The organism is Palleronia aestuarii, assembly GCF_003253995.1.
Taxonomy (GTDB): domain Bacteria; phylum Pseudomonadota; class Alphaproteobacteria; order Rhodobacterales; family Rhodobacteraceae; genus Palleronia; species Palleronia aestuarii.
The window spans coordinates 258,413-273,105 of record NZ_QKZL01000003.1; the positions used below are offsets into that span (position 1 = coordinate 258,413).

The 14,693-nt window shown below is 63.6% G+C and carries 11 protein-coding genes and 1 tRNA gene; 8 read left to right on the top strand and 4 right to left on the bottom strand.

Going from position 1 to position 14,693, the window contains the following annotated elements:
- Positions 1–32 precede the first annotated feature (32 nt).
- From coaD to alaS, 7 genes are all read left to right on the top strand, one after another.
- Positions 33–524, top strand: coding sequence for a pantetheine-phosphate adenylyltransferase (coaD, locus tag LX81_RS05320; protein ID WP_111536253.1), 492 nt, complete (start codon positions 33–35; stop codon positions 522–524).
- Positions 525–638: 114 nt separating this feature from the next.
- Positions 639–1,571: a Gfo/Idh/MocA family protein gene (locus LX81_RS05325; protein ID WP_111536254.1), complete on the top strand. Its 933-nt coding sequence runs from the start codon at positions 639–641 to the stop codon at positions 1,569–1,571.
- A 51-nt stretch (positions 1,572–1,622) separates the two neighbouring features.
- Positions 1,623–1,698, top strand: a tRNA-Val gene (locus LX81_RS05330).
- Between the two features lie 45 nt (positions 1,699–1,743).
- On the top strand, positions 1,744–2,910 hold the full coding sequence (locus LX81_RS05335; protein WP_111536255.1) for an RsmB/NOP family class I SAM-dependent RNA methyltransferase: 1,167 nt from the start codon (positions 1,744–1,746) through the stop codon (positions 2,908–2,910).
- 171 nt (positions 2,911–3,081) lie between these two features.
- Positions 3,082–5,274, top strand: coding sequence for a hybrid sensor histidine kinase/response regulator (locus LX81_RS05340; RefSeq protein ID WP_234822499.1), 2,193 nt, complete (start codon positions 3,082–3,084; stop codon positions 5,272–5,274).
- A gap of 147 nt (positions 5,275–5,421) precedes the next feature.
- Positions 5,422–6,510: a recombinase RecA gene (recA, locus tag LX81_RS05345; RefSeq protein WP_111536256.1), complete on the top strand. Its 1,089-nt coding sequence runs from the start codon at positions 5,422–5,424 to the stop codon at positions 6,508–6,510.
- Between the two features lie 99 nt (positions 6,511–6,609).
- Positions 6,610–9,264, top strand: a complete 2,655-nt coding sequence (alaS, locus tag LX81_RS05350; RefSeq protein ID WP_111536257.1) for an alanine--tRNA ligase — start codon at positions 6,610–6,612, stop codon at positions 9,262–9,264.
- Positions 9,265–9,460: 196 nt separating this feature from the next.
- Here the strand turns inward: alaS and typA are convergent, their stop codons facing one another.
- The 4 genes from typA to LX81_RS05370 are packed head-to-tail and all read right to left on the bottom strand — an operon-like array spanning position 9,461 to position 13,872.
- Positions 9,461–11,278 carry a translational GTPase TypA gene (gene typA / locus LX81_RS05355; RefSeq protein ID WP_111536258.1) on the bottom strand — a complete coding sequence of 606 codons (1,818 nt, stop codon included), beginning with the start codon at positions 11,276–11,278 and terminating at the stop codon, positions 9,461–9,463.
- A 52-nt stretch (positions 11,279–11,330) separates the two neighbouring features.
- Positions 11,331–12,251 (bottom strand): mechanosensitive ion channel family protein, encoded by a 921-nt coding sequence (locus LX81_RS05360; protein WP_211322709.1) that lies wholly within the window; start codon positions 12,249–12,251, stop codon positions 11,331–11,333.
- 30 nt (positions 12,252–12,281) lie between these two features.
- The gene (locus tag LX81_RS05365) at positions 12,282–12,611 is read right to left on the bottom strand and encodes a DMT family transporter (protein WP_111536259.1); all 330 of its coding nucleotides are present in this window, start codon (positions 12,609–12,611) and stop codon (positions 12,282–12,284) included.
- Between the two features lie 49 nt (positions 12,612–12,660).
- On the bottom strand, positions 12,661–13,872 hold the full coding sequence (locus LX81_RS05370; protein WP_111536260.1) for an NADP-dependent isocitrate dehydrogenase: 1,212 nt from the start codon (positions 13,870–13,872) through the stop codon (positions 12,661–12,663).
- A 193-nt stretch (positions 13,873–14,065) separates the two neighbouring features.
- Here LX81_RS05370 and wrbA point away from each other — a divergent pair, with 193 nt between their 5' ends.
- Entirely contained in the window at positions 14,066–14,659 is a 594-nt protein-coding gene (gene wrbA, locus LX81_RS05375) for an NAD(P)H:quinone oxidoreductase (protein WP_111536261.1), read from the top strand.
- The last annotated feature ends 34 nt before the right edge of the window (positions 14,660–14,693 follow it).

Sequence of the window (14,693 nt, forward strand, 5' to 3'; positions counted from 1 at the left end):
TGCGTGACGCACGAGGGGATGAGGAGGACGGTATGCGTGTCGCGCTTTACCCGGGAACGTTCGATCCGGTGACGCTCGGTCACCTCGACATCATCAGGCGCGCGGCCGTTCTGGTCGATCGTCTGGTGATCGGCGTCGCGATCAATCGCGAGAAAGGCCCGCTCTTCTCGCTCGACGAGCGCGTGTCGATGCTCGAGCAGGAATGCCAGGTGATCCGCGAGAGATCGAAGACGGAGATCGTCGTCCACCCGTTCGAGAACCTGCTCATCCAATGCGCGCGCGACGTCGGCGCCATGATGATCGTCCGCGGCCTGCGAGCGGTGGCCGATTTCGAGTACGAGTACCAGATGGTCGGGATGAACCGCGTGCTCGATGACGAGATCGAGACCATCTTCCTGATGGCGGAGGCCGAACATCAGGCAATCGCGTCCAAGCTCGTCAAGGAGATCGCCAGGCTTGGGGGTGATGTCAGCCCCTTCGTTCCGAGCGCCGTCGGGCGAGCCCTGCGACAGCGTTTCGGCTAGGACGAACGCCACCTGCATTTCCAGACTTCTGGTCGCCGCGCCGCGGCAATCTATCATTGCGGGTCGAGGCCTTGAACGGGGCCGTGTTGCCGCAAGACAGTACCAGGAGTTTCCATGACCGCCGACCGACGCCCCATCGCCCTCGCCGGGATCGGCAAGATTGCACGCGATCGACATATTCCTGCTCTGGAGGACAGCGAAGACTGGTCCTTGGAGGCGACGATCAGCAGGAATTCCGAGGTCGAGGGGATCGAGAGCCACGCCGATATCGAGAGCTTCCTCGAGGCCCGGCCCGATATCGACACGATCTCGCTCGCCCTCCCGCCGGGACCGCGCACCGCTTATGCGGAGGCCGCGATCCGCGCCGGCCGCAACGTGATGCTCGAGAAGCCGCCCGCCCGTACGATGGCCGAATGCCTGCGGCTCGAAGCCCTCGCGGCGGAGGCTGGCGTCACGCTTTTCGCCACGTGGCATTCCCGCATGGGGCACGCCGTCGAAAGCGCGGCCGCGCGCATTCGTGAAGAGGGGCTCGTCGGTATCCGGATCGACTGGCGCGAGGACGTTCGCAAGACCCATCCGCGTCAGGACTGGATTTGGGAGGAAGGCAGTCTCGGCGTCTTCGATCCGGGGATCAACGCCTTCTCGATCCTCGGGGAGATCCTCGACATGCCGATCGCGCTTCGCGAGGTGAGCATGGAAATCCCGTCGAACCGACAGACGCCCATCGCCGCCGATTTCGCCTTTACCCATCCTTCCGGTGCGGAGATTTCGGGAGTATTCGATTTCCGCCACGACGGCGATCCGCTCTGGGACATGTGGATCGAGACGAAAGCGGGCCGGTTCGCCCTGCGCGATAGCGGGTCGCGGCTGGAGGCCGACGATGGCGATGTCCCGGGCAATCAGAGCGAAGAATATCCGCTCCTCTACCGACGGCTCGCCGAACTGGTCGATGCGGGCGAGAGCGATTTCGATCTGCGGCCACTGCATCACACCGCGGATGCGCATCTGATCGGGCGGCGGTCGATCGTCGAGCCATTTGACTGGTGATGCGGCAGGATCGACTTGCCCTGTCGCCGGCACTTCGCGATACTTGCGCGGGGGCGATTAGCTCAGCTGGTAGAGCGCTTCGTTTACACCGAAGATGTCGGCGGTTCGAACCCGTCATCGCCCACCATTGCGTTCTACCTTCGGCTGTTGCTGTAATGCGTGTCCTTCCTCGATGACGCCGGGTGCACGTGTCCAGGCGGCGATCGAGTGCCTCGACCGGATTGCCGAGGGGCAGGCGGCGGAGCAGGCGCTCCTGCGTTGGTCGCGGGGCGCACGCCACGCGGGGTCGAAGGATCGCGCCGCCGTGCGCGATCACGTCTTCGACGTATTGCGCCGTTGGTGGTCTACGGCCGCGATTGGCGGCGGAGAGAGCGGACGCGCGAGGATGATCGGTCTGCTCCGCCTCGACGGGCATGATACGGCCGCGTTCTTTACCGGACGGGGCTACGATCCGGCGCCGATCGACGAGATCGAGGCGGCATCCGGCCATGCGCCCGATCCCCTGGCCGCTCTCGATTGCCCCACCTGGTTGGCCGACGATCTCCGGTCGGCATTCGGAGAGGATTTCGCCCCGATCATGACCAGCCTGCAGAGCCGGGCGCCGCTGTTCCTCAGGGCCAATCTCGCGCGAACCGACAGGGAAGCGGCGATGGAGGCGCTCGCCCGGGACGGCGTCGCGTCACGGGCTCACGACCTCTCGCCCACGGCCATCGAGGTCATCGACAATCCGAGAATGGCAAGTCGTACTACGGCATTCCGGGACGGGCTCGTCGAAATCCAGGATGCGGCAAGCCAGGCGGTCGTCGACGCGATCCCTTTGGACGGTGTCGGGCGGATCCTCGACTACTGCGCCGGGGGTGGCGGCAAATCGCTGGCCCTCGCCGCACGGACCGACGCCACGATCCACGCGCATGACGTCGCGCCGGAGCGGATGCGCGACATCGCACCGCGTGCCGCGCGATCGGGTGTGCGGATCGACGTTCTCGGCTCCGCGGAATTGCGAAAGCAGGCCCCTTACGATCTCGTCGTGGTCGACGCACCCTGTTCGGGCAGCGGCGCCTGGCGACGGTCTCCAGAGGGCAAGATACGCTTCGACAGGGCGGAGCTCGAGCGACTGCTCGCGCTTCAGCGCGAGATTCTGGAACGAGCCTGCACCCATGTCGCACCCGGAGGCCTGCTCGCCTATGCGACCTGTTCCTTGCTTCCGGCTGAGAACGAAATGCAGATTTCGCACCTCCTGAACGCGACCCCCCTAGCGGAACTGAAGCTTTCGCAAAGCTGGACTCCGCTCGACGGAGGCGACGGATTTCATCTCTCTGTTCTACAACTAGCAACCTGAGGTTGATTTATTTCTGGTTTTGTCAGATCCTGGCGGCATCGCTCCGCTTGTAGGGGCATCATGCCGGTCAGTCGATCGGCACCGAGAGGGGGCTCCGTATCGATGATGTCTCATGCCGCAGCCGGTACGGTTCCACGCAGATCGCTCCCTCCGGTCCTGACGACAATAGCCGTGGTCACTTCTCTTCTTGCGCTTGCGGGGCTTTCGATGTTCTCCGGCCCAGTGGTCCCCGTCCTGTTCGTCTTGGGACTGTTCTTCATCGCTGCGGCAGGGGTCATCGGCGTCCTGCCTCTGCTGCGGCTCCGCCGTGTCGATGCGACGATCGCCGAGGCATTCCGGTCCGATGGTGCGATCGTTTTCACGACCGATTCGGATGGCCGTATCCTCTGGACCAACGAACGCGCAGATGCGGAGCCCCATCTGTGCAAAGGCGTTTCGGTGGACGCAACGCTCGCCACCCTCTACGCCGATACGCAGCGCAGCCTGCAGCGTCTGCTTGCCCGTGCCGGGAGCGAGGTGCGGACCGCGGAGCGCGTGATCCTGCCGTCCGGTCCAGCCCAGCTTTCGGTTCGCGAGATCGCGTCCCGGCGATATCTGTGGCGTATCGGCGACAGCGCCGGGGCCGGCGTCGCGGAGGCCGATCTGGGCGTCAGGTTCGACGCGGAAGGACGGATCGGCTGGATGTCGGCGGCATTGCAAGATGCGATCGGCACGGTTCCCGCGACGATCGACGCGCTGCTCTGCGATCCGCCACTTCGGCCCAACGCTTTTCAGCAAGTGCGGATGGGCGAGGTCAGGCTGCCCTGTTTCGTCGCGATCGAGCAGATGAACGCCGACGAAAAGCTTGCCCGGATCGTCCCGACGGATGCAAGCGAACCGAGCGGACATTTCGACCGCCTGCCTGTACCGATCCTGCAACTCGAAAAGGATGGTGCCGTAAAGCTCGCCAACCGAATGGCGCGCGAGCTTCTAACGATCGGCAAGGGTGAGACGGTCTTTCTCTCCGACCTTGTCGAAGGCCTCGGCCGGCCGGTCGCGGATTGGCTCACGGATGCGTTCGAAGGGCGGGCTCTTAACCCCGAAGTTGTCCGCGCATCGCGATCGGTTGATGACCTCTACGTCCAGATCACGCTCGATTATGCCGGATCGGAGGATGACGGGCAGATGATGGCCGTCCTGCATGATGCGACCGAGTTGAAGACGCTGGAGGCGCAATTCGTGCAGAGCCAGAAGATGCAGGCGATCGGACAGCTTGCCGGCGGCGTGGCTCATGATTTCAACAACCTGCTGACCGCGATCAGTGGACATTGTGACCTTTTGTTGCTGCGCCACGAGCCCGGGGACCAGGACTTCGCCGATCTGGAACAAATCAACCAGAATGCCAGCCGCGCCGCGAGCCTCGTGGGGCAGCTCCTCGCATTCTCCCGCAAGCAGAACCTGCGGCCAGAGCCCATCGACCTGCGCGACATCCTGTCCGACCTGACGCATCTGCTCAATCGCCTCGTTGGTGAACGCATTCGCCTGTCCTTCGAGAACGACCCGGCGCTGCAAATGGTCCGAGCCGACCGCCGACAACTCGAACAGGTGATCATGAACCTCGTCGTGAACGCGCGTGACGTTATGCCGGATGGCGGCCCGATCCGCATCCGCACGGAACAGCTGGTCCTCGAGGAAGCGCTCAAGCGCAATCGCGTCCAGGTCCCACCGGGCAGCTACGTGCTCGTACAGGTGATCGACAAGGGCAAGGGAATTCCGCCCGACAAATTCGACAAGATCTTCGAACCCTTCTTCACCACCAAGAAGACGGGAGAGGGAACCGGCCTCGGCCTCTCGACGGCCTATGGGATCGTGAAGCAGACCGGCGGCTATATCTTCGCCGACAGCGTACTCGGGGAAGGGGCGACCTTCTCGCTCTATTTCCCGTCGTTCGGGGATGCCGGTCCTATCGCGCCGGCGCAGTCAATCGCCGCATCCAAGAAGGAGGTCGTCGAACAAAGGGAGGGTGTCGTTCTCCTCGTCGAGGACGAGGCGCCGGTACGCGCCTTCGCGGCCCGCGCGCTGAGGATGCAGGGCTACACCGTCTTCGAAGCCGAGCATGCCGAGGCTGCGCTGGAGATCCTCTCCGATCCCGATCTCTTCGTCGATGTCTTCGTTACGGATGTCATCATGCCTGGGAAAGACGGTCCCGCCTGGGTGCGAGAGGCGCTGGTGGAGCGTCCGGACACCAAAGTCATCTTCGTCTCGGGCTACGCCGAGGAGAGCTTTTCGGGCAATCAGGCGCGGATCCCGAACTCCGTTTTCCTGCCCAAACCGTTCTCGCTCGTCGACCTAACGAAGACCGTGCGTGCCCAGCTGGAATCCTGAGGCATTAACCGTCGAACGCGAATTACGGGGCGGATCACCACTTAGGCGTTGATCTGTTCCCGGTTTGATCCCATATCGAAGTGAACGAGAGGTGAACACGTACCGGCATTGCCGCCCCTTCGCGGGCATGGAATAAGGATCGAGATCATGGGCACAGCGAGCATTCTGGATATGGCGGACAGACGAAGCGCGGACAAGCAGAAGGCCCTGGATTCCGCCCTGGCCCAGATCGAACGTCAGTTCGGCAAGGGCTCTATCATGAAGCTCGGCGGCGAGAACCCGATCCCGGATATCGAGTCGACCTCGACCGGTTCGCTCGGCCTCGACATCGCGCTCGGTATCGGCGGCCTTCCGAAGGGCCGGATCATTGAAATCTATGGCCCCGAGAGTTCGGGCAAGACGACGCTCACGCTCCACGCCGTCGCGGAAGAACAGAAGAAGGGCGGCGTCTGTGCCTTCGTCGATGCGGAACATGCCCTCGATCCGCAATACGCCCGCAAGCTTGGCGTCGATCTCGATGACCTGCTGATTTCCCAGCCCGATACCGGGGAGCAGGCGCTCGAGATCACCGATACGCTCGTGCGCTCGGGTGCCGTCAGCATGGTGGTGGTCGATTCGGTCGCCGCGCTGACGCCCAAATCCGAGATCGAAGGCGATATGGGCGACAGCAGCGTCGGCGTTCACGCCCGCCTGATGAGCCAGGCGATGCGCAAGCTTACCGGGTCCATTCACCGCTCCGGCTGCATGGTGATCTTCATCAACCAGATCCGGATGAAGATCGGCGTCATGTTCGGCAGCCCGGAGACGACGACAGGCGGCAACGCGCTCAAATTCTATTCCTCCGTGCGGCTCGACATCCGCCGGATCGGATCGGTCAAGGACCGCGACGAGGTCGTCGGCAATCAGACGCGGGTCAAGGTCGTCAAGAACAAGGTCGCGCCGCCGTTCAAGATCGTCGAGTTCGACATCATGTACGGCGAGGGGATCTCGAAGATGGGCGAACTCCTCGATCTCGGCGTCACGGCGGGCGTGCTTGCGAAGTCCGGTTCGTGGTTCTCCTACGGTGACGAGCGGATCGGCCAGGGTCGCGAGAACGCCAAGACCTTTTTGAAGGAAAACCGCGCCATCGCGCTCGAGATCGAGGACAAGATCCGTGCGAGCCACGGGCTCGATTTCGCCAAGGGACAGGACGACGCGGTCGTGGATGACAGCGGATCGGCATTCGCCGAGGAATGATCCCGCGGGGGTAGCGTCAGCCGGATGCGTTCCGCTTGCCCGGAACGGATCCGGACGATAGATGGCATGTCTGTCGACGCCCCGAAGGAGCCGTGCCCCATGCCAAGCCTGAACGACATCCGCTCCACCTTTGTCGATTTCTTCGTTCGGAACGGGCATGCGGAAGTCCCGTCATCCTCGCTCGTGCCGCGTAACGATCCGACGTTGATGTTCACCAATTCGGGCATGGTGCAGTTCAAGAACCTGTTCACCGGTCACGAGACGCGCGACTACGTCCGTGCCACGACCAGCCAGAAATGCGTGCGCGCGGGCGGCAAGCACAACGATCTCGACAATGTCGGATACACGGCCCGCCATCATACATTCTTCGAGATGCTCGGGAATTTCAGCTTCGGTGATTACTTCAAGGAGGCCGCGATCCCCTTCGCCTGGGATCTGATCACGCAGGAATTCGGGATCGATCCGAGCCGACTTCTCGTCACCGTCTATCATACCGACGAAGAGGCGGTACGGATCTGGAAGGCGCATGCCGGCTTGCCGGACGAGCGGATCATCCGCATTGCCACCAACGACAACTTCTGGATGATGGGAGAGACCGGTCCCTGCGGCCCGTGCTCCGAGATTTTCTACGATCACGGCGATCACATCCCGGGCGGCCCGCCGGGCTCTCCGGACGAGGACGGCGACCGGTTCATCGAGATCTGGAACCTCGTCTTCATGCAATACGAGCGTTTCGCCGACGGAACGCAGCGCGATCTGCCGAACCAGTCGATCGATACCGGGATGGGTCTCGAGCGGATCGGCGCGCTTCTCCAGGGCAAGCACGACAATTACGACACCGACCTGTTGAGAAGCCTGATCGAGGCCTCCGCCCTCGCCACGCGGACGGAGCCCGACGGTCCGGGCAACGTGCATCACCGGGTCATCGCGGACCATCTCCGCTCCACCGCCTTCCTGATCGCGGACGGGGTGATGCCGTCGAGCGAGGGTCGCGGATACGTCCTGCGCCGGATCATGCGGCGGGCCATGCGTCACGCCCATCTTCTCGGTGCCGCCGATCCGGTCATGTATCGCCTGGTGCCGGCGCTGGTGAACCAGATGGGTCAGGCCTTCCCGGAACTCGTGCGATCCCAATCCGTGATTGAAAGCACACTCCTGGGAGAAGAGACCCGGTTCCGCCAGACGCTCGAGCGTGGGTTGCGGCTTCTCGATGACGAGCTCGCGCAACTTCCCGAGGCCGTCGATCTTCCGGGCGAGACGGCATTCAAGCTCTACGACACGTTCGGTTTCCCGCTCGACCTCACGCAGGACGCTTTGCGCGAGAAGGGGCGCGGAGTGAACACCGAGGGCTTCGACAGCGCGATGGCCAAGCAGAAGGCGCAGGCGCGTGCCGCGTGGTCCGGGTCGGGCGAGACGGCGGATGCCGAGATCTGGCTAGATATCTCGGAACAGCACGGCATCACGGAATTTCTTGGCTACGATATGCTAGAGGCGGAAGCGGGCATTCTCGCCCTCGTCCGCGATGGGGTACGGGTCGGATCGGTGCAGGCGGGTGACGAGGTACAGATCGTCACGAACCAGACCCCGTTCTACGCGGAGGCCGGGGGCCAGGTCGGTGATACCGGTCGCATGACCGGTGACGGTCTGCAGGTAGAGATCACCGACACGCGCAAGATCGCCGGCGTCTTCATCCACTTCGGCAAGATCGCATCCGGCGGCGCGCGTGAGGGGATGTCCGTCGAGTTGGCCGTGGACGCGGATCGGCGGGCGCGCATTCGTGCCAACCATTCCGCGACCCATCTGATTCACGAAGCGTTGCGCGGAGTGTTGGGTACGCACGTGGCGCAGCGCGGGTCGCTCAACGCACCCGACCGTCTGCGATTCGATTTCTCTCACCCCGAAGCGATGTCGGCCGAAGAGATCGCGCGCGTGCAGGCCGATGTGAACGCATTCATCCGGCAGAACTCGGCCGTCGAGACCCGCATCATGACGCCCGACGAGGCCCGCGCACTCGGTGCGCAGGCGCTCTTCGGGGAGAAGTACGGCGAGGAGGTGCGTGTCATCTCGATGGGACGCGCCGCGACCGGCAAGGGCGCCGATGGTCAGGCATGGTCGATCGAACTCTGCGGCGGAACCCATGTCGCGCGAACCGGCGATATCGGACTTTGCGTGATCCTCGGGGATTCCGCGTCTTCCTCAGGTGTCCGTCGCCTGGAGGCGCTGACGGGAGAGGCTGCGCTCGGCTATCTCACCACGCTGCGAGAGATCGCGCAGGGCGCCGCCGACGAGCTCAAGACCGTACCAGATCGGGTCGTGGAGCGTATCAAATCCGACGCGGCAAAAGCGAAGCAGAGTGTGTCGGAAGCGGCCGAATTGCGTCGGCGTCTCGCGATGGGGGGCGGTGAAGGTGGCCCCGAAATAATGGATCTGGGCGGGACCAAGTTCCTTGCAAAGACCTTGGACGGGGTCGGCGGGCGCGATCTGCCGGCCCTGATCGACGAGCAGAAGGCGCGGCTCGGGAGTGGGATCGTTCTTCTGATCGCGGACACCGACGGCAAGGCGGCTGTCGCGGCCGGCGTAACGGACGATCTGACCGCGCGTTACTCGGCTGTCGATATCGTTCGCGCAGCCGTGGCGGAACTCGGCGGGAAAGGTGGCGGCGGTCGCCCGGACATGGCGCAGGGCGGCGGCAAGGATGCCTCCCGTGCCGAGGAAGCGATCAGCGCGGCTACGCGTCTTGTCGAAAGCGCCTGAACGGGGCAGCCGGATCCGATCATTGGGAACCGGCGCGCCCGTCACAAGACCTCACGGCCTTCGATGCATTCCGTATCGGGAGATACTCCGACCACGGCCGCGCTGACTGATCGATATCACATCTCGAAGTCTTGGGCCGGAATGATCCGGCCCGCAATCCGACGACTCGGGCCGGAGTGATCCGGCCCGAAATCCGTCAGGCGCTCTTTGCCTGTCGCTTCCGCTCGTGGGGATCGAGGAACCGCTTCCGGAGCCGGATCGCGTTCGGCGTGACCTCGACCAGCTCGTCGTCGTCGATATAGGCGATCGCCTGCTCGAGCGAGAGCGTGACCGGCGTGGTGAGCCGCACGGCCTCGTCCGTGCCGGACGCGCGCACGTTTGTCAGCTGCTTGCCCTTGAGCGGGTTCACCTCGAGGTCGTTGTCCCGGCTGTGTTCGCCGATGATCATGCCGGTATAGACGGCCTCCTGCGCGCCGATGAAGAACTTGCCCCGATCCTCGAGCTTCCAGAGCGCGTAGGCGACGGAGGTACCGTTCTCCATCGAGATGAGCACGCCCTGCCGCCGACCCGGAATTGTCCCGCGATAGGGTGCCCAGGAATGGAAGACCCGGTTCAGCACACCGGTGCCGCGCGTGTCGGTCAGGAATTCGCCGTGATAGCCGATGAGCCCGCGCGAGGGGACAAGCGCAACGATCCGCGTCTTGCCGGCGCCCGCGGGTTTCATCTCGACCAGTTCGCCTTTCCGGGGACCGGTGATCTTCTCGATCACGGCTCCGGAATATTCGTCGTCGACGTCGATCGTCGCTTCCTCGATCGGCTCGTGTTGTTGCCCGTCGATGTCGCGCATGAGGACCTGCGGGCGGGAAATCGACAGTTCGAACCCCTCGCGCCGCATGTTCTCGATGAGAACGCCCATCTGCAGTTCTCCGCGGCCCGCGACCTCGAACGCCTCTCCGCCGGGCGTGTCGGTGACCTTGATCGCCACGTTCGATTCTGCTTCCTTCAGAAGCCGCTCACGGATGACGCGCGACTGGACCTTCTTTCCGTCACGGCCCGCGAGCGGGCTGTCGTTGATGCCAAAGGTCACCGTGATGGTCGGCGGGTCGATCGGTTGCGCGGGCAGCGCCTCGTCGACGGCAAGCGCGCAGATCGTGTCGGCGACGGTCGCCTTCGACATGCCCGCGAGCGAGACGATGTCGCCGGCCTGCGCCTCTTCGATGTCCTGCTGAGCGAGGCCGCGGAACGCCTGGATCTTGGAAACACGGAACTGCTCGATCTTCTGGCCGATCCGGCTCAGTGCCTGAACCGTCGCGCCGACTTTCAGCTTTCCCGATTCAACGCGTCCGGTGAGGATGCGCCCCACGAACGCATCGGCGCCGAGGGTCGTCGCAAGCATGCGGAAATCCTCGTCCTGCCGCTTCTGCTGCTTCGGCGCAGGAACGTGGCGGACGACGAGATTGAAGAGGGCGGAGAGATCCTTTCGCGGCCCGTCGAGTTCTGAATCGCACCAGCCGTTGCGGCCGGACGCGTAGAGATGCGGGAAATCGAGCTGGTCGTCATCCGCATCGAGGTTGGCGAAAAGGTCGAAGACCTCGTCGAGCGCACGATCCGGCTCCGCATCGGGCTTGTCGACCTTGTTCAGGACAACGATGGGCCTCAAGCCGAGCGCCAATGCCTTTGACGTAACGAACTTCGTCTGGGGCATTGGCCCCTCGGCAGCATCGACAAGCAGCACGACGCCGTCGACCATCGACAGGATCCGCTCCACCTCGCCGCCGAAATCGGCGTGGCCTGGCGTGTCGACGATGTTGATCCGCGTGCCCTTCCATTCGACAGACGTGTTCTTGGCGAGGATCGTAATGCCGCGCTCGCGCTCGAGATCGTTGGAATCCATGGCCCGCTCGGCCACGGCCTGGTTCTCGCGGAACGCACCCGACTGCTTCAGGAGCTCGTCGACGAGGGTGGTCTTGCCATGGTCGACATGGGCAATGATGGCGATGTTACGCAGATCCATGAGAAGCCTTCGATGACGGGATTGGCCGAGCGCTTACCGTGCATCCGCAGCATTAGCCAGAAGAAAAGCCGTCCTTGTCTTCGTCACGCGGCGCGCGTTGCATCGACAGGGGCTCCTTGAAGGTGAGAGTCCGGTAGGGGAAGGGGATCTCGATACCGGCATCGTCGAGGGCGCGCTTGACCGCTGCGACCACCTTGTCACGGCTCGCACGGATGTCGACGGGGCGGGAACCGGTCCACCAGGTCACCTCGAAATTGATCGAGCTGTCGGCGAATTCCTGGGCGAAAATCTGCACATCGCGGACGTCGTCCCGCACGGAATCGACATGACGAACCGCCTCCGTGATGACGTCCCGCGCGCGATCCACGTCTTCGCCATAGGCAACGCCACAGATGATCGTCGTCCGTCTGAAGCTCGTCGACGTCCGGATCGTGACGGGGTTCTTGAAGAACATCGCATTTGGCGCAACGACGAGCTGACCATCTGTCTGCCGCACATGGGTGTCGCGGATAGTGATGTCCTCGACCTGTCCGTCGATGCCCTGGCATTCGATGTAATCCTCCACCGAGAAGGGTTCCCGGATCAGGAGGAGGATGCCGGCCATGAAGTTCTCGAACACGTCCTTGAAGGCAAAGCCGATGGCCACGCCGCCAACTCCGAGCGCGGTGAGCGTCCGGCCCGGCGTGATCGTAGGAAAGGCGATGGTCACGGCGATCAGGATCCCCACAAGCCAGATGCCCACGGTGAGCAGCATCACGATGACATCCCGCAGCGCCCGCCGCATGTGCGCGCGGCGCAAGGTGCGCGGGACCAGCCACTGCACCATCCGCACCACGAAGAGGACGACGACGAGGAAAACGGCGGAAAGGACGACATTGGGCAATGCCTTCCAGAATACGGCGCCGTATCCGTTCAACTGCTCGCGCAGCGGTTCCGGGAAATAGGCCCAGAGCGAGCCAAAAATCTCACGCATCATCCATGTTCCTCCCGCCACGGCGGAAATCTAGTGCGGGGTGGTGTCGGAGAACAGGTGCAGGGTGGCGATCCCCGCGATGATGAGGAGCAGACCTATGATCGCGGCGGTGTCGAGAACTTGGCCGAAGGCGAAGAAGCCGATCACCGCGATGAAGCAGATACCGAGACCCGACCAGAGCGCATAGACGACGCCCACGGGCATCGAGGCAAGCGCGTGCGACAGAAGATAGAAGGAGATGGCGTAGGCCAGGACGACCACCAGCGAGGGGAGGGGGCGGGTGAACTGCTGGCTGAGTTGGAGGGCGGACGTGCCGACTGTTTCGGCCAGGACGGCCAGGACGAGATAGACATAGACCATCCGAAACCTCCGGGGAGGCGGGCGGAGAAGCTCCGCCCGCGCCGCGATGTCAGGCGAGCGCCTTGTCGAGATTGGCGTCGATCTTGTCGAGGAACCCTTCCGTCGTGAGCCATTCCTGGTCAGGGCCGACGAGAAGGGCCAGATCCTTCGTCATGAAACCGCTCTCGACCGTGTCGACCACGACCTTCTCGAGCGTGTCGGCGAAGGTATTGAGCTCCGAATTGTCGTCGAGCGCGGCCCGGTGGCGCAGCCCGCCCGTCCAGGCGAAGATCGAGGCGATGGAGTTGGTCGACGTCGACTGGCCCTTCTGGTGCTGCCGGAAGTGCCGCGTGACGGTGCCGTGGGCCGCTTCCGCCTCCACAATCTTTCCGTCGGGCGTCATCAGCCGCGAGGTCATAAGGCCGAGCGAGCCGAAGCCCTGCGCCACGGTGTCGGACTGCACATCCCCGTCGTAGTTCTTACAAGCCCAGACATAGCCGCCGGACCACTTCATCGACGCGGCCACCATGTCGTCGATGAGGCGGTGCTCGTAGGTCAGGCCCTTCTTCTCGAACGCATCCTTGAACTCGGCGTCGAAGACCTCCTGGAAGAGGATCATGAAGCGGCCGTCATAGGTCTTCAGGATCGTGTTCTTCGTCGAGAGATACACCGGATAGCCGCGGTTCAGGCCGTAGTTGAAGGAGGCCCGGGCGAAGTCGCGGATCGAATCGTCGAGGTTGTACATCCCCATGAAGACGCCGGAGGAGGGCGCCTTGAACACCTCTTCCTCGATCTCCGTGCCGTCCTCGCCCACGAACTTCATCGTGAGCGTGCCGGGCCCGGGGAACTTCATGTCGGTGGCGCGGTACTGATCGCCATAGGCGTGGCGGCCGATGACGATGGGTTTCGTCCAGCCCGGAACGAGCCGCGGCACGTTCGAGCAGATGATCGGCTCGCGGAAGACGACCCCGCCCAGGATGTTGCGGATCGTCCCGTTGGGCGAGCGCCACATCTTCTTCAGGCCGAATTCCTCGACCCGCCCCTCATCGGGCGTGATCGTGGCGCATTTCACGCCTACGCCGATCTCCTTGATTTTCTCGGCCGCGTCGATTGTGATCTGGTCGTCGGTGCGGTCCCGCTCCTCGATCCCGAGATCGTAGTAGAGAAGATCGATATCGAGATACGGCTCGATCAGTTTCTTCTTGATGATGTCCCAGATGATCCGCGTCATCTCGTCGCCGTCGAGCTCGACGACGGGGTTCTCGACCTTGATCTTCGACATGGGGCGGGTCCCTCGTTGCTTTCAGGTGGTGGCTTGTGCCCGGGTCTAGACCAGTGGCGAACGGGATGGAAGGGTGTACCGATGTATACCGTAACCTCCCGCATTCACGCACAGGAGCGGTTCACCGGGCCGTGTGGCGCAGCGGAGCGCATGGCACTATCTTTCGCGCATCCACTGAGAGAAGGATCTCAACATGCCGACGCCGAAGATCGCAGTCATCTTCTATTCCACCTACGGCACGAACCATGCGGTCGCGAAGGTCGCTGCCGAGGCGGCTGAAGCCGCTGGGGCGGAGGTTCGCCTGCGCCGCGTGAAGGAAACCGCGCCGCGCGAGGTCGTCGAGGCACAGGATGCCTGGAAGGCGCAGCACGAAACCATGCAGGATATACCGGAGGCGACGCCGGACGACATGGAATGGGCCGACGGCTACTTTTTCTCGGCCCCGACGCGCTACGGCGTGGTCTGCAGCCAGATGCGCGCCTTCATCGATACGCTCGGTGGGCTCTGGCAGGAGGGTAAGCTCGCCAACAAGGGCTTCACCGCGACCACGAGCTCGAACACCAGCCACGGCGGGCAGGAGATGACGCTCCTGTCGCTCTACATCTCTGCGATGCACTGGGGCGCGATCCTGGTTCCGCCGGGATATGCGGACCCGATCAAGTTCGAGGATAACGGCAATCCCTACGGCTTCTCGAAGAAGGCCGGTGAGCTCGACGGGACGGACGAGAAATCGATCTCCTACCAGGCGCGCCGCCTCGTGGAGATGACCGGCAAGATCATCGCCTGATCGAAAAGACCCGGCGCCGCTTTCCGGGCGGCGC